Here is a 26,155-nt window from a genome sequence, read left to right as displayed (position 1 = left end):
TAATTTTTAATTATTAACTTTTTAGTGGTAAACATTTATCTTCAAAAACATTCCCGTCTTCATCTAGTGCAATTAGGATTTGATTTTTTTGCGAATCATTGATTAAAACATAAACCCAAACAAGGAGCCACATTCCAACTGTAATACAAGAAAGAAAAAGATAATAAGAGTGATCAATATTTTTTCTTTCTCGACATAAAACCACGTACGGCAATTTGTTATTTTGCTCGATGATTCTAAAACCAGATTGAATTTTATTAGAAAGTCTTTGCTGGAATTTATCAAAATCGGCTTGGCTGTTTAATTGATGACTTCTCATTGCTACTTTATTTAAAGGTTAAGTGTCTCTTGTTTTCTTAATATCAATTTTGCTTTAAAATTGTTACCCCTATTTTTAAAACTTTTTTCTATTTATTCTTTTGGGCTATTTCAGATTACTGATTTTCATTTGTTTTACTTTCTTTTTTTTACTTTAGCCAATAAAAAGTTTTTTTATGGCTACTCAAATTATTCATAGCGATCAAATTTATATAGAAGGAATTGCTAATAATGACTCGGCTATCATTCAGTCTATTTATAAAAAGTTTGTTCCTAAAGTGATTTCTTACATTAGAAACAACTCTGGCGATGAGGATCAAGCTCAGGATGTTGTTCAGGAAATTATGATTTTACTGTTTAATCAGGCTAAAGCCAATAAACTGCAACTCAGTTGTCCTTTTGATGCTTACTTTTTTTTACTATGTAAAAGGAAATGGTTAAATGAATTAAAAAAAGCTTCTAATAAAGGGGTAACAATTAATGATGAGTATACATCTAATAATGAACCCACTGAGGAAATGGTTACACAAACTGAAATTTTTGAAGAGAAGCAGGAATTATTTGATTTGATGTTTCAAAAATTAGGTGATAAATGCCAAGAAGTTTTGAAGTTAAGTTTTACTTTAAAATCGATGGAGGAAGTTGCTGAAAAACTCCAAGTAACCTATGGATATGTTCGTAAGAAAAAATCATTATGTACAGGACAGTTAACACAGTGGATTCGCGAAAATAGCCGTTTTAAATCATTAAAAATCACCTAGCCATGAACGAGGAAAACTATATATTATTCGACCAATATCTTCAAAACGAGCTAACTGCAATTGAGAAAGAAAATTTTGAAAAGCTATTGCAAGAAGATCAAGAAGTAGCATCTAACTTTGAGATATATAAGGATGTACAAGCGCAATTAGAAAATAAATTTACACTTGAAGAAGAACGTAACGCATTCACCGAAAATTTAAAAGCTATCGCTCAGCAAAATTCCAATTTAAAAGATAAAAAAGTAATAAATTTCAAACCAGTGTTTTATTTGGTTGCCGCATCGGTGCTTCTGCTGGTAGGATTATTTCTTTTTGATGCAAATTCGAAACCAAATTTTGAGGATTTTAATCAATTTGATGAAGCTCATTTTATAGAAAGAGGCGAGCAAAGTGATTATCTGAAACAAGCGGAAGATGCTTTCAATGCAAAAAATTATGTTGAAGCAATTCCGTTATTTGAATTAATTTTAAATGAGAATAAAACCGCTGAGATTCAGTATTATTATGGTGTATCGTTATTAGAAAACAATAAAATTAAAGAAGCTGAAGTTGCTTTTTTAGCACTGCAGTCTGGAAATTCAATCTATAAAAATAAAGCTACTTATGGCTTGGCTTTAGCCAAATTAAAGCAAGAAGAATATAAGTCGTGTAAAGAAATTCTTTTGACAATTCCATCGGATTATGAGAATTACGATGCTGTTCAAAAACTACTTAAAGAATTAAATTAATAATTATCTGAAATAATTTTTACCAAGTAAGAATCTGACATATAGAGGCGTTGATTTCGATAAGAGATCAGCGCCTTTTTAATTTTGTATAACAATAAACGGAAAATATTTGGACAAAATTACTTTGGGAATCTTTATGTAATAGTTGTAATTTTGCAAGTTAATATTCTTGACAACTAATGATAATAACCGATACACACACGCATCTTTACAGCGAAGAATTTGACCAAGATAGAAATGAGATGATTCAAAGAGCTATTGATGCTGGTGTTTCACGTTTCTTTATTCCAGCAATTGATTCTTCGAGCACAGATAGTATGTATGAATTAGAGAAAAATTATCCTGAGAATGTTTTTTTAATGATGGGTTTGCACCCAACGTATGTTAAGGATAATTATTTGCAAGAATTGTTGCATGTAGAATGTGAACTAGAGAAAAGAAAGTTTTACGCAATAGGTGAAATTGGAATAGATTTATATTGGGATAAAACACATTTAGAGGAGCAACAAATTGCTTTTAGAAGTCAAATAAGATTAGCTAAAAAGTATAATTTACCAATTGTTATTCATTGTCGAGAAGCATTTGATGAGATTTTCCAAATTTTAGAAGATGAAAAATCAGATGAATTGTTTGGTATTTTTCACTGTTTCACTGGAACGTACGAGCAAGCCTTAAAAGCGATTTCTTACAACATGAAACTAGGAATAGGAGGAGTTGTCACTTTTAAAAATGGTAAAATCGACCAGTTTCTACATCAAATTGATTTACAGCATATTGTCGTAGAAACAGATTCGCCTTATCTCGCTCCCATTCCGCATCGAGGTAAAAGAAACGAAAGCAGTTATTTAGTTGCTGTGGCGGAGAAGCTAGCTGAAATTTATAATTTATCGGTTGAAGAAATTGCCGAAATTACGACTGCGAATTCTAAAGCCGTTTTTGGTATTTAAAATAGAATTCACATTATTTACATATTTTTTTTGTTCATTTGCCAATTAAATAATTCAGAACCAAAATGCAGAGATTTGACGCTATTCGGCCTTTTTATGATTCCGAAATAAACGAAGCACTTAACAATGTTGTGAATCATCCTATGATGAAAGCATTGATGAATTTTACTTTCCCAGATGTTGCGGATGAAGTTTGGAAAGAACAACTTCATAAAACGCATTCTATCCGCGATTTTCAATGTAATGTTATATATCAATCTGTTCAAAGAGTATTAGAGAAAAGCTCTGATGGATTGACAACTTCAGGTTTTGAAAACTTGGAGCCTAATACTTCTTATCTATTTGTTTCGAATCATCGTGACATCTTATTGGATACTACCTTACTAAATACCGCTTTATTTGAAAACGGTTTAGTAATGACGGCTTCGGCTATTGGAGATAATTTAGTTAAAATGTCATTTTTAAATACATTGGCTAAATTAAATCGTAACTTTTTAGTGCAACGTGGCTTAACGCCAAGGGAAATGCTGCAAAGTTCAAAATTACTATCAGAATATATAGGACATTTATTGTTGCATGAAAACCGATCGGTGTGGATTGCACAACGAGAAGGTAGAACTAAAGATGGAAGAGATGAAACTAATCCTGGTATTTTGAAAATGCTTGGAATGGGTTCTGATGAAAAGAATTTAATGGACTATTTCAAGAAAATTAAAATTGTACCTGTTTCTATTTCTTATGAGTACGATCCAACGGACGCTTTAAAAATGCCACAATTAATGGCTGAAGCAAACAATGAAGTGTACGTAAAAGATAAAAACGAGGATTTCATGACGATTCTTAGTGGTGCACTAGGTCAAAAGAAAGGAATTCATATTCACGTAGGTAAAGTTTTGGACACTGAAATTGAAGAAATAAAAGAGAATAATGAAAGTTCAAATAAGCAAATTGTGTCTTTAGCACAAGTTATTGATGATGCAATTTTGAGCAATTATCACTTATGGCCAACAAATTTCATCGCTTTTGATATTGTAAATAAAACGGAGCGTTATTCACATTTATACACAGAAAATGAGAAATCATTATTTGAGCGCCGCTTAGAAATGCGAATTGATCACGATAATCCAGTAGCATTAGATGGGTTTCTAGCAATGTATGCAAATCCAGTAGTGAATAAATTGAAATACCACGATGTCGTATAAAGCTAAAATACTTCTTATTTATACTGGTGGAACCATTGGTATGAAAAAAGACTTTGAAACTGGCGCTTTGAAAGCTTTCAATTTTAGTAAATTATTGCAGCGCATACCAGAACTAAAGCAATTAGATTGCGAGATTGAAACAATTTCTTTTGGAGATCCAATTGATTCTTCGAACATGAATCCTGATGAGTGGGCAAAAATCGCAACAATCATTGAGGAAAATTATAGTTCGTTTGATGGTTTTGTAGTACTACATGGCTCAGATACGATGTCATATTCCGCATCAGCATTGAGTTTTATGCTCGAAAATTTAGCAAAACCAGTAATTTTCACTGGTTCGCAGTTGCCTATTGGAGACTTACGTACCGATGCTAAAGAGAATCTAATTACAGCTATTCAAATCGCTTCTCTTCGAGAAAACGGTCGTCCAGTAATAAGTGAAGTTTGTCTTTATTTTGAATATAAATTATACAGAGGTAATAGAACCACAAAAATAAATGCCGAGCATTTTAAAGCATTTACGTCTCCCAATTATCCTGATTTAGTAGAATCAGGCGTGCATTTAAGAATGAGTCCAGAATTGTTTCTGCCTTATAGTCCAGAGAAAGTATTGAAAGTTCATAAATATCTAGATACGAACGTCGCGGTTATCAAAATGTTCCCAGGAATTAGCGAGGCTGTATTATCTGCCATTTTAAATATACCAAGTCTAAAAGGAATTGTTTTAGAAACATACGGAGCTGGAAATGCGCCTACTGAAGACTGGTTTTTAAACTTACTAGAAAAAGGAATAGCTGCCGGTTTACATATTATTAATGTAACTCAATGCTCAGGCGGAAGTGTAAGTATGGGACAATATGAAACAAGCACAGGGATGAAAAAAATAGGAGTTATTTCTGGAAAAGATATAACTACTGAAGCGGCAATAACAAAATTAATGTTTTTATTAAGTCAAAAAATTGAGGCTAGCGAATTCAAATCAGTATTTGAAACTTCATTACGTGGAGAAATAATATAATAATAAGGTTTTGCTTTTCTAACTCATTTTTTTTAGTGTTCTTTGCAACCGTAATAAAATAGAGAGGTGGCCGAGTGGCTGAAGGCGCACGCTTGGAAAGCGTGTATATGGCAACATATCGAGGGTTCGAATCCCTTCCTCTCTGCAAAGAAATAATGCTTCCTGAAAGGGGAGCATTATTTCTTTGTGAGACGCCCCTTTGCGGGATCAACGGAGTTAATCCTTTACTTGGCGTGTCAAACTTTTTAGTTTGGCTAAGCTTTAAAACGAAAAGGATCAGGCATGAAATGCCAAGCAGTATTTTTTTGTGGGACGTATCTTCAGGGGATCAACGGCGTTAATCCTTTACTTGGCGTGTCAAACTTTTTAGTTTGGCTAAGCTTTAAAACGAAAAGGATCAGGCATGAAATGCCAAGCAGTATTTTTTTGTGGGACGTATCTTCAGGGGATCAACGGCGTTAATCCTAATTGAGTTGTGTCTAATATATTCGAAAAGATTCGCAATTTAAATACATGTTTATCAGTTTTGAAATGTCACAAAAAAAACTCTCAAATTACATAAATGTTCGGGACGCTTCCAGCGTGACAATTAGAATAGTTTATCCTATTTATTTGAAAATCAATTGGAGTTACTCTCAAAAGCAGGGACGCTTCCAGCGTGACAATTGGAATAGTTTGTCTTATTTATTTGAAAATCAATTTGAGTTATTCTCAATAGCAGGGACGCTAACAGCGTGAAAATCGGAGTTGTTTGAATATTCAGTTTTTTGCTGGAACTTATATTTTGATGATGGCAAATCTCCTTGACCACCGTTTCTAAATAATCTTTTATCAGCCGTATATTTAAAATTCAAGTATTAAAAGCATTTGAAAACTCCATTATCTTATATTTGTAGCTTTATAAAAGGATTCAAATTGAATTAATGATTTAATAAACAAAAATGGTATGCGATTATTTCTAAGTTGTTTTCTTTTTTTTACTGTGTTCAACGTCTTTGCACAGCAAAATACAGCTCCTGAAATTGTTCCTCTTGCAAAGATTGATTCCTTGTATAGAGAAGATCAGTTTTATTTTGCAATAACGTATAACACACTTAGCGATAAGCCTGCAGGTTTGTCGCAAAGCAAATTTTCTTCAGGATTTTCAGGCGGGTTTCTAAGAGATATGCCAATCAATAAGAAACGAACTGTTGCCATTGCTTCTGGTATTGGATTCTCTTATAATAACTACAATCAAAACATGTCCATTACTTCAACTCCTTCAGGGAATGAATATGCGATTATTGATGCTGATGCAAAATATTCTAAGAATAAATTCTCTCTACTTTCTGTTGACGTGCCTGTAGAATTTAGATGGCGAACATCCACTTTCGAAAGCCATAAGTTCTGGCGTATTTACACTGGAATAAAGTTCAGCTACTTGCTATATGATAAGTCAGCTTTCAATAGTAGTATGGGAAAAACTCATATCAATGGAAACAAAGATTTTGATAAAATTCAGTACGGAGCCTATATTTCTTCCGGTTATAATACCATAAATCTGTACGCTTATTACGGTTTAAATCCGTTGTTTAAGTCGGCTAAAATTGCTGGAGAACCTGTCAAAATGAATGCATTGAATTTAGGGATTATATTCTATATTCTATAACCAAATATACAATAGAAGTATTTGCGGAATAGCGCCTAAAACAAATCCTAACATGAGTTCTTTATTCGTATGCGCCTGCATCTCTAAGCGGGAGGATGCTACAATACCATTTAGTAGAATTAATATTGTAATAGTGACAATATTCTGCATTTGAAGATGAATACTCAATCCTATTACAAAAACTGTCAATGAACTAATGGCCATCATGTGTAGGCTTGCTCTTATATTCCCAAATAATAAAATCAAAGCTAATAAAGTGCTCATCAATGCTCCTAAAAAGAAAAAATGTAACTCGAAGTAGCGATCAATACTAATGCTTTTTCTAAGTAATAAAATGATTAAAAAGCAGTGGACAACTAATGGAATTTTTCTTTGAGATGTTTTAGAAATCATTATGGTATCAACATTTCCAGTGGCACGCAATAGTATAAAAACTAAAATTGGAATTATTATAGTTACTATGGCAACCTGAAAGAAAATGAATATTTTTTCTTGATCTACAAAATCAGCATTGTAATAGAAAAGATAAAACAATGTAGCTATGGCCGGAATAAAAATCGGATGGAAAACATATGAAAACGAAGGAAGTAATTTTTTCAAAATATTAGTTTCTTTAAGCAAACAAATATAACTAATCTGTAAAAATTAAGGCAACATATCGAAGTTGTTTGTTGATTTATAGAACTTCCTTTAACTATATAAATTGAATATCGGGGTCGTCTTTGTAAAAAGAAATGGTATTTTTACGAAAGTTAAAGCCCCGAAAGGGTGGCCAAAACACTATTTTATTTCGAAAAAAATTAATTTCTATCTACTCTCATTTTATGAATCCAAAAATTTTCAATAGCATCCAAAGTATACCGGCAAAGTTTGTTGGTAATCAATTTGACACAGCTTTAGATTCGGTTTCTATTGATAGTAGGTCTCTACAAAACGGTTCTCAGACTTTATTTTTTGCATTGGTAGGCGTTCATACTGATGCACATATTTATATTTCTTATCTTATTGAAAATGACGTTCGTAATTTTGTTGTCAGTCACATTCCAGAAGGTTGTGAAGAACGTGCAAATTTTTATATTGTCGAGAACACCTTGACTGCATTACAAGAATTTGCAGCGCAGTACCGCAGTCTTTTTGATTTTCCTGTAATTGGTCTTACCGGAAGTAATGGTAAAACAATAGTAAAAGAGTGGCTTAATTTTCTACTGAGTCCTGACTACAATGTTATTAGAAGTCCAAAGAGTTACAATTCCCAAGTAGGAGTTCCGTTGTCTGTTATAGCGATTAATGAACAGCATAATCTTGGAATCTTTGAGGCAGGAATCTCAAGTAGATTTGAGATGAATAAATTACAAAATATTATTAAACCAACTGTTGGCGTGCTTACTAATATTGGTTCTGCACATGATGAAGGTTTTCTAAATTTAGAAGAGAAAGTAAAAGAGAAAATGTCGCTTTTTCAAAGCTGTGAAGTTGTCATTTACCAATTTAATGAAAATATCACTTCGATACTTTCTCAACGACAAAATGCTTTTACGTGGAGTTTTACGAATCAGGAAGCAGATGTTTTCATTGGAAAGAAAACTGATAGAGAGCAAACAGAATTACAAGTTTGTTACAATAAAGAAGATTTTAAAATTAATATACCTTTTCAAGATGAGGCTTCGATAGAAAATGCAATTTCATGTTTAATGGTTTTAATTTATTTTAATTATGACCATTTCACTATTCAGAATAGGATGAAAATGTTGTATCCCGTAGAAATGCGTTTAAAAGTTAAAAATGGAATTAACAATTGCAGTATTATTGATGACAGCTATAGTTCAGACTTTCAGTCTTTAAAAATAGCTTTAGATTTTCTCGAAAGTCAGAAACAATCGGATAATAAAACAGTTATTCTATCTGACATCTTTCAAAGTGGATTGTATAAAGAAGAATTGTACGATAAAGTTGCAGAATTAATCGTGTCTAATAATATTAGTAGAGTGATAGGAATAGGAGAAACAATCTCTGAATTTAAAGATAAGTTTCAAAATTGCGTAACTTATAAAAATACAGCTGAATTTATTAGTGATTACGATAATATAGACTTTTCAAATGAAACTATTTTAGTGAAAGGAGCTCGCTCTTTTGAATTTGAAGAAATTGTCTGGTTGCTAGAGGAGAAAACACATGAAACTGTTCTTGAAATAAATCTTAACGCAATAACTTATAACTTAAATTTTTATAAAGCTAAACTAAAACCTAATGTAAAAATTATGGTAATGGTAAAAGCTTTCGGCTATGGAAATGGTGGTTTCGAAATTGCTAAGTTACTCGAGCACCATAAAGTTGATTATTTAGGTGTGGCTTTCGCCGATGAAGGAATAGCTTTAAAAAGTTTAGGTATTCAGCTGCCAATAATGATTTTAAATCCTGAAAACACTAGCTTTAACGCTATTATTCAATATCAATTAGAACCTGAAATATATAGTTTAAAAGGACTTAAAGCGTTTCTCAAAATGGCCGCTCAAAAAGGATTACAGGATTTTCCTATTCACATAAAATTGGATACAGGAATGCACCGTCTGGGTTTTGAAGCCAATACGATTGATGAATTGATTGCTACTTTAAAAGGAAATCAAAACGTAAACGTGAAAAGTATCTTATCTCATTTAGCTACTAGTGATGATTTAATTCACAAAGATTTTGCAAAATCACAAATTGATTTATTCGAAAAGTTATCTAGCCAATTAATTAGTGAATTAGATATAAAGCCTATTCGTCATATATTAAATACATCAGGAATTAGTAATAATGTTGATTCGCAATACGACATGGTCCGTTTAGGAATTGGGCTTTACGGAGTTTCAAACGATAGTGAAGAGCAAAAAAAACTAGAGAATGTGGGTACTTTGAAATCGATAATTTCTCAAATCAGGACTATTGCGGCGGGAGAAAGTGTAGGTTATGGAAGAAAATTTATAGCTGAAAAACCAACAAAGATTGCAACAATTCCTATAGGTTACGCTGATGGGATTTCTAGAGGTTGGGGAAATAGTGTGGGATTTGTAACAATCAAAAATCAGAAAGCAACAATAGTAGGAAGTATATGTATGGATATGTTAATGGTCGATTGTACCGAAATTGAATGTAAAGAAGGTGATGCAGTTATCATTTTTGGTAGGAATCCAACTGTTAGTTATATAGCTGGTAAGCTTCAAACGATTCCATACGAAGTGCTTACGAGTATTTCGCAAAGAGTTAAAAGAGTATTTTATAGAGAATAGTAGTTTTTTTTAATGTTAGATATACAAATGTTAATTTTTTAACTATTTTTGCTTTTACACAAAAAGCAGTTCTAACAAAAAAAAAGAAAACTATGGGATTTTTTAGTGATTTTAAAGCATCTTTAATGAAAGGTGATGTAATTAGTTTAGCTACTGCCGTTGTTATTGGTGGAGCATTTGGTAAAATTGTCGGATCGGCAGTTGATGATGTAATCATGCCAATCGTAGGTTTGATTACTGGAGGTATAGACTTTACGCAAAAGTTCATAACACTTGATGGTAATTCTTATCCAGATCTAGCTGCTGCTAAAGCTGCAGGAGCTGCCGTAATAACTTACGGAAATTTAGTTCAAGCAATTATTAATTTTGTAATTATTGCTTTCTTCATTTTTGTTGTTTTAAGAGCAGCTGAAAAAGCGAAGAAAAAAGAAGAGGCTGTTGTTGTTGTAGCGCCAGTAGGACCTACACAAGAAGAATTGCTTATCCAAATTAGAGATTTGTTAAAGAAGTAATTTCCGCTACATTATATATTCTAATCTAAACCGTCTCGTAATTGAGACGGTTTTTCTTTTTTATCACATTTAGGGTTTTATTTAAAGTTGCAGGAAAAAGTTTTACTAGAATAATTTCAATTGCAACATGAATTGATGATCAGCAATTGGACTAAGTTTTTTATTTTGACTGAATTCTGTACGCATAATATTCATTTAATGAGTTTGTAAGCATAGCTTAATTATTAATTGTTATATTTTAAACATTTTGTTATTTTTTGTTAACTACCTTGTTTTGTTTTGAATATTACTTACTTTTGTTTTTCAAATTTTATATTCAATAATAAAAATATACTATGAAAATTGCAGTTGTTGGTGCTACCGGAATGGTTGGCGAAGTAATGTTGAAAGTATTAGCAGAAAGAAAATTTATTTCGGCTAACGACGAATTGATTCTCGTAGCCTCTGAAAGATCAGTTGGTAAACAAATTGAATTCGATGGTAAAATGCTAACCGTTGTTGGCTTACAAACTGCCGTAGATATGAAAGCAGATATTGCTCTGTTTTCTGCAGGTGGAGATACTTCATTAGAATGGGCTCCAAAATTTGCAGCAGCAGGAACTACAGTTATTGATAACTCATCTGCTTGGAGAATGGATCCAACTAAAAAACTGATTGTTCCTGAAATTAACGCTCACGAATTAACAAAGGCAGATAAAATTATAGCAAATCCAAACTGTTCTACAATTCAAATGGTTCTAGTACTAGCTCCTTTGCATAAAAAATATAATATTAAGCGCGTTGTCGTTTCTACTTATCAGTCAATTACTGGAACTGGTGTAAAAGCGGTTGCACAATTAGAAAATGAGTACGCCGGAGTAAAAGGTGAAATGGCTTATAAATATCCAATTCACAGAAACGCAATTCCTCAATGTGACTCATTTGAAGAAAATGGATATACTAAGGAGGAAATGAAATTAGTTCGTGAAACTAAAAAAATATTAAGTGACAATACGATAGCTGTTACTGCAACTGCTGTTCGTGTGCCAATAGTAGGTGGTCACAGCGAAGCGGTAAATATTGAATTTTCGAATGATTTTGACTTAAGTGAAGTGAGAAGCATCTTGCATCACACAGATGGAATAGTTGTTCAAGACAATAATGATACTTATACGTATCCAATGCCAATGTACGCACAAGGTAAAGATGATGTTTTTGTGGGTAGAATCCGTAGAGATGAAAGCCAAGAAAACACATTGAATATGTGGATTGTAGCAGATAATTTACGAAAAGGAGCGGCGACAAATACTATACAGATTGCAGAATATTTAGTAGCTGCAAAACTGGTTTAAATTCATTGAATTTACATAGAATTAAAAAACTACAACTTTTACAGTTGTAGTTTTTTGTTTTACTACCTTTGCCAAACATGAAAAGCAACAAGCTCATATTAAGTCTTTCCTTGGTTTTTACGGTATTGTTCTCAATACTGTTTCAATCATTGCATACGTATGAGCATATTTCAAAGCAACTTTCAGAAAAGCATTGCGAGCATCAGTATAATGTTTCAGGTGCTGAAATTACGCATGAACATCATAATATTGATCATTGTTATGTATGTCATTTTACGCTTGGCAGCTACATTACACCCACAAACGTAAGCTATCAGCTATATTCATCTAATGCCGAAATACCTTATTTTAGCATTGATCAGAAAATTGTAATTACTTTTTCTGGCAGTTCTTATTCCCTTCGAGGTCCTCCAATAAATACTTTAAGCTAAATTTATTTCAGCTTATTTCAGATTTTTTTTTCTACGCAATTTCACGTCTTTGATTTTGCGAAGCACTTACTGTATTTAAATCACATTTCCGTTTACGGTATCTTTTTTTGGCTCAAGCCGAAACGCGAAATACTATAATCATTTCAATGAAAAAATTTATCATAGCCCTATTTTTGGGAACATCTGCACTTTTGCAAGCGCAAAATACAATTTCAGGTACTGTAACTGATATGTTTAACCTACCTGTTAAAGGCGTTTCCGTATCAATTTCAGAACTGCATAAAGGAACTACAACAGACGAAAATGGGAAATATCAGTTTTCTAATTTGCCTAATAAAACCTTGAAAATCAATTTTACTATGCTAGGATTCGCAACTCAGAATCAAAGTGTAAGTATAGGATCTAACGAAATTATTCTAAACGTTTTACTTGAGGAAGCGATTTTTGAAATGGATGAGGTAATTGTTTCTACCGCTTTTAATAAAATTCAATCACAAAACGTGATGAAAGTAGAACACGAAACTATTAAAAACTTACAAAGAAAAGGAACTTCAACTTTAATCGAAGGATTAGCGACTATTCCAGGGGTTTCTCAAGTTTCAACCGGAGCTTCTATTGGCAAGCCAGTTATACGCGGTTTGAGTGGAAACAGAGTTTTAGTTTATTCGCAAGGTGTTAGAATAGAAAATCAGCAGTTTGGTGATGAGCACGGTTTAGGGTTAAATGATGCGGGAGTAGAAAGTGTTGAGGTTATCAAAGGTCCCGCTTCGCTACTATATGGTTCGGATGCTTTGGGTGGCGTGCTCTATTTTAACCCAGAGAAATTTGCTAATGCAAATACCTTTAAAGCTAATTTTAGCCAAAAATATTTTTCAAATACTCTCGGAAGTAACACTTCACTGGGATTGAAAACATCAACTGATAATTGGAAATTTATGACTCGTGGAAGTTATAACACCCATTCTGATTATAAAATTGCTGATGGTGAGAGAGTTACCAATACGCGTTACAACGAAACTGATTTTAAAACAGGTATTGGTTATAGTAACTCTAAATTTTCTTCAGTTCTACGTTACAATTACAATAAATTAGATTTAGGAATTCCAGAGGAAGGAATTGCCGAACAGAGCACTAGTAAAAAAACAGAATTTCCAAAGCAAGGAATTTTTAATCATTTACTAAGTTTGAACTCTATATTTTATTTAGAAAATTCAAAAATCGATCTGGATTTAGGGTATATCGCAAATGATCGAAGCGAGTTTGAAGATAGTAACGACGCAGCCTTGCACATGAAATTAAAAACATTCAATTATAATTTAAAATACCATTTACCAAAAACGGGAAAAATTGAAACTATCGTCGGAGTTCAGGGAATGCATCAGACCAACAGAAATTCAGGAGAAGAATATCTAATTCCGGATGCAGTAACAAATGATTTTGGTGTTTTTGGAACTGCTAATTATGAATGGAATCGCAATGTGTTGCAGGCAGGACTGCGTTTTGATAATAGAAATATTAAAACAGAAGCTCAAGGAATTGCAGGCGAGGAAGGATCGTTTGAAGCGGTCGATAAATCATTTGATAGTTTCAACGCTGCTTTAGGTTATAAAACTAATTTAGTGGATGATTTGACTTTGCGTCTAAACATCGCGACAGGATTTAGAGCTCCAAATTTAGCTGAGTTAACTTCAAATGGAGTTCATGAAGGAACTAATAGATATGAGGTGGGAAATACCAACTTAAAAACGGAGCAAAACATTCAAACCGATTTAAATTTAGAATATAAGAACAGTCATTTTGAGTTTTTTGTAAATGGATTTTACAATCATATTAATAATTATATTTACACTTCGGCGACTGGAGAAACGATAAATACAAATCTAGTTTTTGATTATATTCAAGATAACGCTAAATTGTATGGTGGCGAGGTAGGTTTGCATTTACATCCACATCCATTGGATTGGTTGCATTTTGAAACTAGTTTTGAAACCGTAACTGGGAAAAAACAAAACAATGATTACTTGCCATTAATTCCAGCAAATAATTGGGATAACACTATTCGAACAGAATTTAAAATTAAAAATTTACTGGAAGATGGATATGCAACTTTAAATGTATCCAGCACTTTCAACCAAAAAAATGTAAGTGGTTTTGAAACAACATCAAATGGTTACACTTTACTTAATTTAGGTTTTGGAGGAACGATGAAATTAGGTAAAACAGTATTCGATATCAGTGTGAATGGCAATAACTTATTGGATAAAAAATATATTGCGCATCTTTCCCGTCTTAAAACGGATGGTATTCCTAACATAGGAAGAACCATCGTTCTAGGTGTAAATTTTGATTTGTAAATTACTGTCTAAACAGCACTACGTGATAGCGTAATGCTTTTTAGTTTTATTTAAGACTCCACATAGGAGGAGAGCTAACTATTTGTCTATTTTTGTAATAACCTAAAACAGAATCTAATGAAAAAAACTTTTTTAATAATGGCTGTGACTTCTACATTAGCAACTTTTGCTCAAGATCAAAAGTCAAATTCGATTCAATACCCGCAAACCAATAAAGGTACAACGGTAGATGTATATTTTAATAGTAAAGTTTCTGATCCCTATCGCTGGCTTGAAGATGATAAATCTGCTGAAACAGGTGCTTGGGTTAAAGCCCAAAATAAAGTCACTTATGATTATTTAGCTCAAATCCCGTTTAGAGACGTACTTAAAGCTAGAATGGAAAAATTATGGAATTACGAAAAAATAGGCGCACCATTTAAAGAGGGAGAATTTACCTATTACTACAAGAACAACGGTTTGCAAAATCAATCGGTTTTATATAGAAAAGATGCACAAGGAAATGAAACTATTTTCCTTGATCCAAATACTTTTTCTAAAGATGGAACTACATCGTTAGGAGGATTAGATTTTTCTAAAGATGGGTCGAAAGTTGCGTACGCCATTTCAGAAGGCGGTAGCGACTGGAGAAAAGTAATTATCATGGATGCTGTTTCTCAAAAAATTGTTGAAGACACAATTGTAGATGTGAAATTTAGTGGTGTTTCTTGGAAAGGAAATGAAGGTTTTTACTACTCAAGTTATGATAAACCGGAAGGAAGCGAACTATCTGCAAAAACAGATCAGCACAAATTATATTTCCACAAATTAGGGACAGCTCAGAAAACTGATAAACTAATTTTTGGTGCAGACAAAAAACGTAGATATGTTGGTGGAAGCGTAACGGATGATAATCGCTATTTAGTAATTACGGCAGCTAATTCCACTTATGGGAATGAACTATATATCAAAGATTTATCAAAAGCAAATAGTCCTATTGTTACTCTTGTAGACAATTTTAATAGTGCTAACAGTGTGATTGAAAATGAAGGATCTAAGTTGTTTATTGTAACAGATTTAGATGCGCCAAACAGGCGTATCGTTACTGCTGACTTAAATAATGCAAAGCCACAAAGTTGGAAAAACTTCATCGCAGAAACTGAAAACGTATTATCTCCTTCAACTGGTGGAGGTTACTTCTTTGCTAATTATATGCAAGATGCAGTTTCCGTAGTTAAACAATATGATTATTCTGGAAAAATGATTCGTGAAATTGAATTACCAGGTATAGGAACTGCAGCAGGTTTTGGTGGAAAGAAAAAAGAAAAAACACTTTATTATTCTTTTGCGAACTACATTACGCCAGGTTCTACTTTTTCATTCGAGACAGAAACAGGAACTTCAGCTGTATACCAAAAACCAAAAGTGGATTTTGATAGCGAGCAGTACGAATCAAAACAAGTTTTCTATACTTCGAAGGATGGAACTAAAATCCCAATGATTATTACGCATAAGAAAGGATTAACTTTAGACGGAACTAATCCAACAATGCTTTATGGATATGGTGGATTTAATATTAGCTTGACGCCAAGTTTCAGTATTGCAAATGCAGTATGGATGGAAAATGGTGGTGTTTATGCAGTGCCTAATTTACGTGGAGGTGGAGAATATGGTAAAAAATGGCATGATGCAGGAACAAAAATGCAAAAGCAAAATGTATTTGATGATTTCATCGCAGCTGCAGAATATTTGATTGCTGAAAAATATACGTCACCTAATTATCTTGCTATTCGCGGTGGTTCAAATGGTGGACTTCTTGTAGGAGCTACAATGACACAACGTCCAGAATTGATGAAAGTTGCTTTGCCAGCAGTAGGTGTCTTAGACATGTTGCGTTACCACACTTTTACTGCAGGTGCAGGATGGGGTTATGATTATGGAACGGCTCAAGATAGTATGGAAATGTTTGATTATTTAAAAGCATATTCTCCAGTACATAACATTCAAAAAGGGATTCAATATCCAGCAACGATGATTACAACTGGAGACCATGATGATAGAGTTGTACCAGCACACAGTTTTAAATTTGCTGCTGAATTGCAAGAAAAACAAACGGGTGCAAATCCTGTTTTAATTCGAATTGACATTAATGCAGGTCACGGAGCTGGAAAATCTGTTGCAGCAACAATTCAGGAAAATGTAGATATTCAAGCATTTACATTCTATAATATGAGAGTTGTTATATTGCCTAAATTAGAGTAGTTTTTCTCTTCTAATAGTGCAGAGCTTGATTTTAAAATAAGGTTTGTAAAATATAATATTTTCAAAAAAACGCTGTTCGAAAGGATAGCGTTTTTTTTGTCCTTATCAAACCCGCGTATTAGTAATGTAGAATTTTATATAGTTCTGATTATTAAAATTATAGAGCTTTGAAAAGTACTAAAACAGCAGTAATACTATTGAATATATCTAATCACCTACATTATTTTATCTCTAATTGTTTTTCACAATGTTTTATTAATACAGTCGTTTTTTGATAATGATTTGGTTAAATTTGAGAGACAATCAATAAATAAATATAACATGACAGTACAAATCAACACAGACAATAACGTAGAAGGTAACGCACGTTTAAAATCTTATATTTCTGAAGAATTACAAACAGCTCTAGCTCGTTTTGAAGATAAAATAACTCGTTTAGAAGTGCATCTTGGAGATGAAAATAGTGATAAATCAGGAGTAAATGACAAAAGATGTCTTATTGAAGCTCGTCCCATAAACATGCAACCTGTTGCTGTTACTAATCATGCTGATACTACTGAGAAAGCATTTCATGGTGCATTAGACAAAATTAAAAAAGTACTAGAAACTACTTTCGAAAAGAAGAAAACATACTAGAAATTCTTTAAATCGGATTTAGTTATAAAAAAAATGACACTAACTTTTAAATAAGTTAGTGTCATTTTTTTATGTGTTCAATTCAAAATTGTGAACTAAAGATACTTGTAGTTTTTTCTATTTTAATTCTTTATTTTCAAATAATAAAGTGGCAAGCGCATCATCTCTTTTATATACATCATCATAAAATTGAAGTACACCATCATTATTTACCCAAGACGTAAAGTAGCCTATGTAAACTGGAATTTTATCTTTAAGTGTATACCAATATTCATCTCCACTATCCATTTTTGCATTAATCTTTTCAGCATTCCATTTAGGATCATTTTTCATAATCGCCACAGCAAGTTCTCTTGGCTTAGCAACTCTGATACATCCATGACTAAATGCGCGTACATCGCGGTTAAACAAGCTTTTTGATGGTGTGTCGTGTAAATAAATAGCATTAGAATTTGGAAAAAGGAACTTTACTAAACCTAGGGAATTAGTTTCGCCAGGTCGCTGTCTTACAAAATCATCTTTCCATTCCATATTATGCTGCGCTAGATAATTGGGGTTTTTTGCTATTGCAGGAAGAACTTCGTTCTTCAATATACTTGCCGGAACATTCCAATATGGTCTAAAAACAATGTGCTTCATAGGAGCGCTAAAAATCACGGTTTTATGCATCGCTTTACCCACAACAACCTTTGAGCGCAATTCTGGTTTACCATCTCTAAAAAAAGTTAATTCATATGCGGGGATATTAACGACAATCAATTCTTTAGATTTAGTAATATCACTAGATATCCATCGGCAACGCTCCATATTAACCATAATAGTTTTAATGCGCTTCGCAATAGGGACGTTCATATACTTAATATGATAAGGTAAAATTATATTGTTAGCAGCATTTCCACTACTCTTTTTAAAATTCAATATTCCTGTTTCTAATTCGCTATCATAAACATTGCTTTTAGAATCAGTAGAAATAGCTTCTGTTAGAAACAGATATTTTCTTATTTGTGCAATTGCTGTAGCGCTGTCTCCGGGCTTCAGTGATTTTATTTTAGGATCTAAGACAATAGTTTTAAAGTCTTCTTTTTTTTCTAATTTTTGATATTTTTGTAATTCGTCTCTCAGTAAGTAATATTGTTTGATCAATCCTTTTTCTTTTTTATTAATCAGTGAAGGATTGACAAGTAAAGAATCTAAGTAATGCACGTATGATTGTTTTTTTCTTGGCAAAAACCAACCTAATTCTTTTGATTTTTGAGAATCAATTCCATCGTAAACCTTGTTTGCATAAAAAAAGTAAAGCGACGAACTCAATAATTCAGTTTCGATATCTGCTTTTTGATGATTTTCAGCATTGTCATAAATAGCGTCTAGTTTATCTTTATATGGGATTGCTGTTTCAATACCTTCTGAACTTAAATTGTTTACCTTGTTATATAATAAACCAGAAAACTCATTTAGTCCGTCTTTATCAAACCATATATAATGAAACTGATGCTTGCGATATAGCTTTTCCACATCGCTTTGATATGTTTTTAGTTTTGGATACTTGGTGAAGAAAGTTTGTACTTGTGTGCTGTCAAAAGCTACATCTATAGTATTTAAACTTGTTGGCAAAATGGTTGGCTGACTTTCTACTTTCTTTTTACAAGAAATGAGCACAATTAAAAGCATGAAGCTAACAAGTAATAAAGGTGTAAATATTTTTTTCATAGCTAAAGTTTTAAATCGTGATAAATTCATCAATCACGTACAAAAATACATCAAATCTGTTGCTCTATTACTAGTCTAAAATCAAGCAGCTTACCAACTAAGAAACAAAAGTTGCGCCAATTAAATATAATAAAAAGTGCGGCGTGAGTTAATGCCTTTATAATGAATAATTTGGAAAATTATTTTATGTTATTTCGAAACTTATCTTTGATAAATCAGTTCGCTGCAATCCAAAAATTATACAATTTAACTGCTTTATTATGTAAGTAGATACAAAGAGTAATTTGTTTTATAAATTATTGTTTATCAGTGTTGTAAGGTCTTCATATTTTATAATGTAATTCTCTAATTTTAATGCTGAAATATGGCTGAAATGAGTTTTTTAAAAAAGTAAATAATATTCTCTTTTTCTATTTCAAAATTTAAAAAGTAATAATTTTAGTTACCTTGTAATCTAAATAGCAAAGTAGAATGTATGAACGAATCTTGGGAACGTAGTAAAATCTTTTTCAAATCAGAAAGTTTCAAGAAAATACTCAAGAGAATTGGATTATTCTTTGTGGGGATTATTTTATTGCTATTCGTTTCGACTGCTGTTTTTGCAATTTATTTTAACAACAATAAAGCTAAAATTGTATCCCAAATTAATTCTAAAATTAATGAAAACATAGTTGGCACAGTTAAGATAGGAGATATTAATTATAAATTCCTAAAGGGCTTTCCTAATATGACTTTGGCTTTAAGCCAAGTTGAAGTAATAGACAGTTTGTTCTCTGTTCATAAGCGTACATTATTAACAGCTGAACAAATTGAAGTCAGAATAGCGGTACTTGATCTTTTAGTAAATGAAATAAGTGTTGATAAAATAGAAATCAGTCAAGCGACTTTGCATTTATTTAAAGGAAAAGATGGAATTGTAAATACCTCTATTTTTAAATCTAAAGTTAAAACCACAAATTCAGAAAGTACGACTACTTCTACTATTAATGAAATCTTGTTGCACAAAGTGCATTTTATATCAGAAAACCAACAAGGAAATAAGTTGTTTGATTTTGATATTAACGACTTGCGAAGCAATGTGAAATTCAAGAATAATAACTGGACGACGAAATTATATCTAAAAACTTTTGCGAAGAATATGGCCTTCAATACGCAGCGCGGTAGTTTTATCAAAGATAAAATGGTTGAAGGGGTTCTTGAAGTAGATTATTCGGAAGTAAAAAACCAAATTAACGTAGCAACCGAAAAGCTGTTAATTGGTAAAGAAACTTTTGATATAAAAGCTAATTTTAGTTTAGATGCTAAAAAGTCACCTTTTTCAATAGCTATTAAAACAGATATTTTATGGCGCAATGCTTCGGAATTACTAAGTGCTAATATTACTGAAAAACTCAATCAATTTGATTTAAAAAACTCAATCAATGTAGGTTGTACAATAATAGGTGACATGAACGCTACTGGAGATCCTGAAATCGTGGTTTCTACAAAAACTGTTGATAACGAACTCAAAATACCAGATGGAATTATAACGAATAGCACTTTTAAGGCCACTTTTACGAATCAATATGTAAAGGGAAAAGGGTGCAATGATATAAATTCAACTATAAGTATAACTGATTTTTCAGGTCAATATAAAACCATTCCATTTTCGATTCCAATAGGGATTATTTCTAATCTAGAAAAAACGAGCGCGGCAGGGAGCTTTAAAGCTGATTTCGCTGTATCGAAGTTAAACGAGTTGATAAATAAAGATTTAATGCATTTTTCAAATGGCCAAGCTACATTGAATTTAGATTTCAAATTTGATGTTATGGATTTAAAGATTACGAAACCATTATTTACGGGTAATGCTTATGTCAAAAATGCGATTGTGAATTATGGACCACGAAATTTAAAATTTTTGAAAACAGATGTTCAACTTGATTTTACAGATGAGGCTTTACTAATCAAGAAAATTAATTTTAAAGATGAACGGAGTTCAGTTTTTATGGATGGTAGAATTGATAACTTTATGACGTTGTATTATGAAAATCCCGAAAAAATGATTGTTAACTGGGATATTTACGCACCATTTTTAGATGTTAAAAAGGTTGTTGGCGCTATTACCACTTCGGCTCCTGCAGTTAAGACTAAGCAGCAAAAAAAGGATGATTTCTCTCAGCAATTGTATGCCGTTATTGACAAATGCCAAGTTGTCCTCAATGTAAAAGCTGATAAAATGGTATATAGCAAATTGCAAGCTACAAATCTTAAAGCAGCAATTTTGCTGACCAATAATACATTAATTGTAAAAAACGGCGCATTGCAAAGTTCAGGAGGAACGATTTCATTTGATGGTAAATTAGCTCCTGTAAATAAGCAATATGCACTAGAGTCTAACACGCAAATTAATAATGTGAATATTGCTCAATTCCTCACAGCGTTAAATAATTTTGGAATTACTTCCTTCGAACCTAAAGATATAAAAGGCTCTTTAAAGGCTTCTGCTTCCGTTAAAGGAACTTTGCTTTCTGGAGGACAATTGAAAACAAATTCTCTTTCTGGTGTTGCAAAATTTGATGTAAAAAAAGGCGCGCTGATTGACTTTAAACCTATAACGAATATTGGTAAATTCGCTTTTCCTTTTAGAAATGTAAATAATATTATATTCAGCGACTTGTCAGGAAATTTCAAAATTAAAGGTGATTTAATAGATGTTAATAATTTGAAAGTAAGTTCTAATATCTTAAATATAGACGTAGATGGTGTATATTCTTTTGGAAGTGGAACTAATTTAGCGATGACAATTCCGTTGCGAAACCCTAAAAAAGATCGTTTTATTACAGACGAGGAAGAGAAGTTAGAAAAACGGTATAATGGAATTGTTCTTCATTTACTAGCCGTTGATGAACAAGGGGAAATAAAAATTAAGTGGAATAAAAACCATAAATAATATTTAAAATTATGAAAAAAATAATTTTCGCACTTATTGTGCTGGCCGTATCAAGTTGCAAAACAATGATGTTAAATGAAACAACGGTTAAAAACGAAATTAATAGTACGATTGACGATTGGCATAAAGCAGCATCTAATGCTAATTACAATGCTTATTTTAATTTAATGACTGATGATGCTATTTTCATTGGCACTGATGCTACAGAAAATTGGAATAAGAAAGACTTTCAAGCGTATGCAAAACCGCATTTTGACAAAGGGAAAGCTTGGAGTTTTACTTCCTTAGAACGCCATGTCTTTGTTGATAAATCTGGCGAGACAGCCTGGTTTGATGAACTTCTAAATACGCAGATGAAAATTTGTCGTGGATCAGGAGTACTTGTAAAAGTAGCGGGTCAATGGAAAATTAAACATTATGTTCTATCAATGACTTTTCCAAACGGAAATTCAACAGAAGCCATAAAAATTAAAGCTTCTGAAGATGCATTGATAGAAAAATTAAAAGCTAGCAAATAATTTATTTAACTTCATCAGAATATAATAATTCAGCTAGGCGATCATCTCGCTCGTAAATGTCATGAAAGAAACTTACTTCTCCAGCATCATTAACCCATGACGTAAAGTAACCCATGTGCACCGGTAGTTTATTCTTCAAGAAACAAGTGGTTTCTTTTCCGCCGTCCATTGCGCTTCTAATGCGTTCCGCTGGCCAGTCGGGATCATTTTTTAATATTAAAAACGCTAATTCCTCTGATTTGTTGACGTTGATGCATCCATGACTGTAAGCACGATATTCAGAATCAAATAGATCCTTTGAAGGTGTTCCGTGTAAATAAATGTCGTTTGAATTTGGAAATATAAACTTGACTTTGCCTAATGGGTTTTTTGGACCTGGCTTTTGTCTGACGTTGCCATTATTCCATTCCATATCATTTGAAGACAAGTAATTTTTATCCGTTTGCATTGCAGTTTTTATTTCGCTTTGTACAATACTTGTCGGAATATTCCAGTATGGACTAAACACTAAATATTTAATGTCGCCACTAAAAATAACGGTTTCGTTCATTGTACCACCGACAAAAACATTAGATTCTAATTCGGTTATGCCATCTCTTTTGTAGAAAAGTTTATAAGAAGGAATATTGACGATAATATATTCAGGAGCTTTTGTTAGTTCAGGAGCAATCCATCTGCAACGCTCCATGTTGACTAAAATCGTTTTTATGTACTGCGCAATAGGAACATTCATTCTATTAATTTGACTAAAATTCACGACAGGATCTTGATTATAACCATTTCGCTTTTTATAGTTTAGAACTCCCTTTATTAATTCTTCATCGTATACGTCACTCTTAGAATCCTGAAGTAAATCTCCGGTTACAGCAAGTCTTTGTCTGATTTGGCCGATTGTCTTTGCAGTATCTCCTGGCTTATATTCTCGTATTAAAGAGTCTCTTTTAATGAAGTTCCACGTTCCATTTCTCTCTATTTCACGATATTTCTGTAAAACATCACGTAACTTATAATATTGATCAAAAAGTAATTTTTCATCTTTATTTAATGCTTGAGGATCATCTAGCAATGTTGTTAATAAGCTACTGTATGAAAGATTTTTTTGCGGTAAAAACCAACCAATTTCTTTTATTTTGTCAGAGTCAATTCCTTTATATACTTTTTTAGCATAGAAAATATACATTGACGATAACAATAATTCGTTGTTAGTAGTAGCGGGAATTTTTTTTAATTGCTGACTAAAAATGTTGTCCACTTTGTCTTTATAAGCAAATTTGGAATTCAAACCTTCCTGCTCTAATTCGGTAGTTTTGGAGTATAATAAATCAGCAAATTCAATAACTCGACCACCTTTAAGCCAGATGGAGGTGTAACTTCTGTTTTTATATAAAGAAAGTAAATCATTGCGGTATGTTTTTAACTTAGGATATTGAGTTAAAAATTTATAAATAATTACATTATCAATTTTAACCGTGTTTCTTGATGAAGGGATTTTGGTAGCAACAGTAGTTTTTGATGCAGCAGTCTTACTTTTGGTTTGATAAGCATGTGCATTCGAAAAACTAAATAATAATAGTAAAATAGATAAAGTAAAGTTCTTCATAATTGGAATGTTTTGCTAAAGATATAGAATTATTCTTTCGATAAAAAGTGAAACGCAGTTGCTTACTAATTGAAAGTGAAAGAGTAGCGTTTTTAAAAATGTATTTTTCGAAATAAAAACTAGTGTATAATAGACAATCTGTAAATTTTAAAAACGTTTTTTGACGGTTAGCTGTTCGGTCTTATATAATTCCTTAATTTTGCCGAAATATTTTAAAAAAGTGGGAAGCAAAAATAAATTAAAAAGATTTAAGGAAAACGAGACATTCACTAATGTTTTTCAACCTAGTAGAGAGGAAGTAGTGGGAGATTTATTTCCTTTAAGAGGGAAATGGAATACTGATTTCTTTAAAAACGATAATCCATTAGTTTTAGAATTAGGCTGTGGAAAAGGTGAATATTCTGTTGGTTTAGCTGAAAGATATCCTAACAAGAATTTTATCGGAATCGATATTAAAGGGGCCCGTTTTTGGCGTGGAGCTAAAACTGCAGTAGAGACAGGATTGCATAATGTTGCGTTTATTCGAACTCAAATTGAATTAATCAATCATATTTTTGCTGAAAACGAAGTAGATGAAATTTGGATTACTTTTCCAGATCCACAAATAAAATACAAGCGCACTAAACATAGAATGACTAATTCTGAGTTTTTACAATTGTATAAAAAAATTATTAAAAAAGACGGAGTCGTAAACTTAAAAACGGATAGTGAATTCATGCATGGTTATACTTTAGGGTTGTTGCATGGAGAAGGACACGAAGTTTTATATGCTAATCATAATGTTTATGTAAACGAGGGAAGCCCTGAAGAAGTGACTGCTTTTCAAACTTTTTACGAAAAACAATATTTGGAATTTAACAAAGCAATTACGTATATTCGATTCAAAATTAAGCAGTAGTTTATTTTTGAAATAAGTTCCCTTTTTTTTGACACGTGCATTTTGACTATGAATTTAATCACTTCTTTGTTATTGGGTTTTATTACAGCTATGATTGGGATTACGCCTCCGGGCTTAATCAATATGACAGCTGCTAAAGTAAATCTAAAGGAAGGAAAGCGAAGTGCGTACTGGTTTGTTTTAGGTGCTGTTTTAGTAATTTTTTTCCAAGCTTCTTTGGCGATCTTATTTTCTCAGTTTATAAAGGAGCATCCTAATGTGATTGTTATACTGCGTGAAATCGGTTTTGCAATCTTTTCTGCTTTGTCAATTTATTTCTTATTTATTGCAAAAAAGCCTAAAAAGAAGAAAGGAAAAATTAAAAAGAAGAGTACCACAACTCGATTTTTTCTTGGAATGTTATTATCGGCATTGAATTTTTTTCCAATTCCTTATTACGTTTTTGTTAGTGTAACCTTAGCTTCTTACAATTTATTCTACTTTGATTTAACGCATATTTTAGTGTTTGTCGCCGGAGTAGTTTTAGGTTCTTTTTTGGTATTTTATCTTTACATTACTTTCTTCCAAAAAATTCAGGATAAAACCGATTATTTCATGCGAAATATGAATACTATCATTGGGAGCATAACGGGACTGATATCAGTAATTACTTTGATCAATATCATAAAATATTACTTGAATTAAAATCTTTAAACCTTAATATTAATGGCATGGTTGAAGAGAGTTTTTTCGAAAGAGTTTATGCAGTTGTGAGGCAAATACCTTATGGCAGAGTAACTTCTTTTGGAGCTATTGCAAAAGCTTTGGGAACCGCTCGTTCTGCTCGAATGGTTGGCTGGGCGATGAACGCTTCTCATTCTTTAGATGATGTTCCAGCTCATCGAGTTGTTAATCGAAATGGATTATTGACTGGAAAACTTCATTTTGACGGAACAAATTTAATGCAACAATTGTTGGAAAATGAAGGCATTGTGGTCACTGATAATCAAGTGCAAGATTTCAAGAATATTTTCTGGGCACCTGAAGTACAGTTTTAACTAGCTTTTAAGCAGAATCTTTATTTCACTCATTCCAATACAAGCATTGAGATTAAATCATAAA

The 26,155-nt window shown here is 32.3% G+C and carries 22 protein-coding genes and 1 tRNA gene; 19 read left to right on the top strand and 4 right to left on the bottom strand.

Annotated features, from left to right (window positions below):
- Positions 1–13: 13 nt before the first annotated feature.
- Positions 14–319 (bottom strand): hypothetical protein, encoded by a 306-nt coding sequence (locus BC961_RS03900; RefSeq protein ID WP_121924555.1) that lies wholly within the window; start codon positions 317–319, stop codon positions 14–16.
- A gap of 175 nt (positions 320–494) precedes the next feature.
- On the opposite strand from BC961_RS03900, the gene BC961_RS03895 reads away from it, so the two are divergent.
- The 7 genes from BC961_RS03895 (at position 495) to BC961_RS03865 (ending at position 6,622) form a co-directional block, all read left to right on the top strand.
- Complete coding sequence (locus tag BC961_RS03895) at positions 495–1,079, top strand: RNA polymerase sigma factor (protein WP_121924554.1); 585 nt, start codon at positions 495–497, stop codon at positions 1,077–1,079.
- Positions 1,080–1,081: 2 nt separating this feature from the next.
- Positions 1,082–1,807, top strand: coding sequence for a tetratricopeptide repeat protein (locus tag BC961_RS03890; protein ID WP_121924553.1), 726 nt, complete (start codon positions 1,082–1,084; stop codon positions 1,805–1,807).
- Positions 1,808–1,986: 179 nt separating this feature from the next.
- Positions 1,987–2,754 (top strand): TatD family hydrolase, encoded by a 768-nt coding sequence (locus BC961_RS03885; RefSeq protein ID WP_121924552.1) that lies wholly within the window; start codon positions 1,987–1,989, stop codon positions 2,752–2,754.
- A 65-nt stretch (positions 2,755–2,819) separates the two neighbouring features.
- The gene (locus tag BC961_RS03880) at positions 2,820–3,956 is read left to right on the top strand and encodes a 1-acyl-sn-glycerol-3-phosphate acyltransferase (protein WP_121924551.1); all 1,137 of its coding nucleotides are present in this window, start codon (positions 2,820–2,822) and stop codon (positions 3,954–3,956) included.
- The gene (locus BC961_RS03875) at positions 3,946–4,974 is read left to right on the top strand and encodes an asparaginase (protein ID WP_121924550.1); all 1,029 of its coding nucleotides are present in this window, start codon (positions 3,946–3,948) and stop codon (positions 4,972–4,974) included. The genes BC961_RS03880 and BC961_RS03875 overlap by 11 nt, the downstream gene beginning before the upstream one ends.
- A gap of 60 nt (positions 4,975–5,034) precedes the next feature.
- Positions 5,035–5,119: transfer RNA gene (locus BC961_RS03870), tRNA-Ser, on the top strand.
- Between the two features lie 801 nt (positions 5,120–5,920).
- Entirely contained in the window at positions 5,921–6,622 is a 702-nt protein-coding gene (locus BC961_RS03865) for a porin family protein (RefSeq protein ID WP_121924549.1), read from the top strand.
- On the opposite strand, the gene BC961_RS03860 is transcribed toward BC961_RS03865, so the two are convergent.
- Positions 6,617–7,222: a hypothetical protein gene (locus BC961_RS03860; RefSeq protein WP_121925089.1), complete on the bottom strand. Its 606-nt coding sequence runs from the start codon at positions 7,220–7,222 to the stop codon at positions 6,617–6,619. The two genes, BC961_RS03865 and BC961_RS03860, sit on opposite strands and share 6 nt — an antisense overlap.
- Before the next feature lie 224 nt (positions 7,223–7,446).
- Between BC961_RS03860 and BC961_RS03855 the strand changes: the two genes are divergently transcribed.
- The 7 genes from BC961_RS03855 (at position 7,447) to BC961_RS03825 (ending at position 17,396) form a co-directional block, all read left to right on the top strand.
- The gene (locus BC961_RS03855) at positions 7,447–9,891 is read left to right on the top strand and encodes a bifunctional UDP-N-acetylmuramoyl-tripeptide:D-alanyl-D-alanine ligase/alanine racemase (protein WP_121925088.1); all 2,445 of its coding nucleotides are present in this window, start codon (positions 7,447–7,449) and stop codon (positions 9,889–9,891) included.
- A gap of 92 nt (positions 9,892–9,983) precedes the next feature.
- Positions 9,984–10,403 (top strand): large conductance mechanosensitive channel protein MscL, encoded by a 420-nt coding sequence (mscL, locus tag BC961_RS03850; protein WP_121924548.1) that lies wholly within the window; start codon positions 9,984–9,986, stop codon positions 10,401–10,403.
- A gap of 335 nt (positions 10,404–10,738) precedes the next feature.
- Positions 10,739–11,734 carry an aspartate-semialdehyde dehydrogenase gene (locus tag BC961_RS03845; RefSeq protein ID WP_121924547.1) on the top strand — a complete coding sequence of 332 codons (996 nt, stop codon included), beginning with the start codon at positions 10,739–10,741 and terminating at the stop codon, positions 11,732–11,734.
- Positions 11,735–11,811: 77 nt separating this feature from the next.
- Complete coding sequence (locus BC961_RS03840) at positions 11,812–12,165, top strand: hypothetical protein (RefSeq protein ID WP_121924546.1); 354 nt, start codon at positions 11,812–11,814, stop codon at positions 12,163–12,165.
- Between the two features lie 146 nt (positions 12,166–12,311).
- Entirely contained in the window at positions 12,312–14,519 is a 2,208-nt protein-coding gene (locus BC961_RS03835; RefSeq protein WP_121925087.1) for a TonB-dependent receptor, read from the top strand.
- 138 nt (positions 14,520–14,657) lie between these two features.
- Positions 14,658–16,760: a prolyl oligopeptidase family serine peptidase gene (locus BC961_RS03830; RefSeq protein ID WP_394345439.1), complete on the top strand. Its 2,103-nt coding sequence runs from the start codon at positions 14,658–14,660 to the stop codon at positions 16,758–16,760.
- 321 nt (positions 16,761–17,081) lie between these two features.
- The gene (locus BC961_RS03825; protein ID WP_121924544.1) at positions 17,082–17,396 is read left to right on the top strand and encodes an HPF/RaiA family ribosome-associated protein; all 315 of its coding nucleotides are present in this window, start codon (positions 17,082–17,084) and stop codon (positions 17,394–17,396) included.
- A 117-nt stretch (positions 17,397–17,513) separates the two neighbouring features.
- On the opposite strand, the gene BC961_RS03820 is transcribed toward BC961_RS03825, so the two are convergent.
- Positions 17,514–19,106, bottom strand: coding sequence for a L,D-transpeptidase family protein (locus BC961_RS03820; RefSeq protein ID WP_121925086.1), 1,593 nt, complete (start codon positions 19,104–19,106; stop codon positions 17,514–17,516).
- A 475-nt stretch (positions 19,107–19,581) separates the two neighbouring features.
- Here BC961_RS03820 and BC961_RS03815 point away from each other — a divergent pair, with 475 nt between their 5' ends.
- On the top strand, positions 19,582–22,038 hold the full coding sequence (locus BC961_RS03815) for an AsmA family protein (protein WP_121924543.1): 2,457 nt from the start codon (positions 19,582–19,584) through the stop codon (positions 22,036–22,038).
- Between the two features lie 11 nt (positions 22,039–22,049).
- Complete coding sequence (locus tag BC961_RS03810; protein WP_121924542.1) at positions 22,050–22,556, top strand: nuclear transport factor 2 family protein; 507 nt, start codon at positions 22,050–22,052, stop codon at positions 22,554–22,556.
- A gap of 1 nt (position 22,557) precedes the next feature.
- Here the strand turns inward: BC961_RS03810 and BC961_RS03805 are convergent, their stop codons facing one another.
- Complete coding sequence (locus BC961_RS03805; protein WP_121924541.1) at positions 22,558–24,156, bottom strand: L,D-transpeptidase family protein; 1,599 nt, start codon at positions 24,154–24,156, stop codon at positions 22,558–22,560.
- 220 nt (positions 24,157–24,376) lie between these two features.
- Between BC961_RS03805 and trmB the strand changes: the two genes are divergently transcribed.
- From trmB to BC961_RS03790, 3 genes are read left to right on the top strand one after another with little or no spacing between them, the layout of a single operon-like run.
- The gene (gene trmB / locus BC961_RS03800) at positions 24,377–25,054 is read left to right on the top strand and encodes a tRNA (guanosine(46)-N7)-methyltransferase TrmB (RefSeq protein ID WP_121924540.1); all 678 of its coding nucleotides are present in this window, start codon (positions 24,377–24,379) and stop codon (positions 25,052–25,054) included.
- A gap of 48 nt (positions 25,055–25,102) precedes the next feature.
- On the top strand, positions 25,103–25,738 hold the full coding sequence (locus BC961_RS03795) for a LysE family transporter (protein WP_121924539.1): 636 nt from the start codon (positions 25,103–25,105) through the stop codon (positions 25,736–25,738).
- Positions 25,739–25,764: 26 nt separating this feature from the next.
- On the top strand, positions 25,765–26,091 hold the full coding sequence (locus BC961_RS03790) for an MGMT family protein (RefSeq protein ID WP_121924538.1): 327 nt from the start codon (positions 25,765–25,767) through the stop codon (positions 26,089–26,091).
- The last annotated feature ends 64 nt before the right edge of the window (positions 26,092–26,155 follow it).

This window comes from Flavobacterium weaverense (genome assembly GCF_003688495.1).
Classification (GTDB): domain Bacteria; phylum Bacteroidota; class Bacteroidia; order Flavobacteriales; family Flavobacteriaceae; genus Flavobacterium; species Flavobacterium weaverense.
The sequence above is the reverse complement of the archived record's forward strand: the minus strand, read 5'-3'. Positions and strand labels throughout refer to the sequence as shown.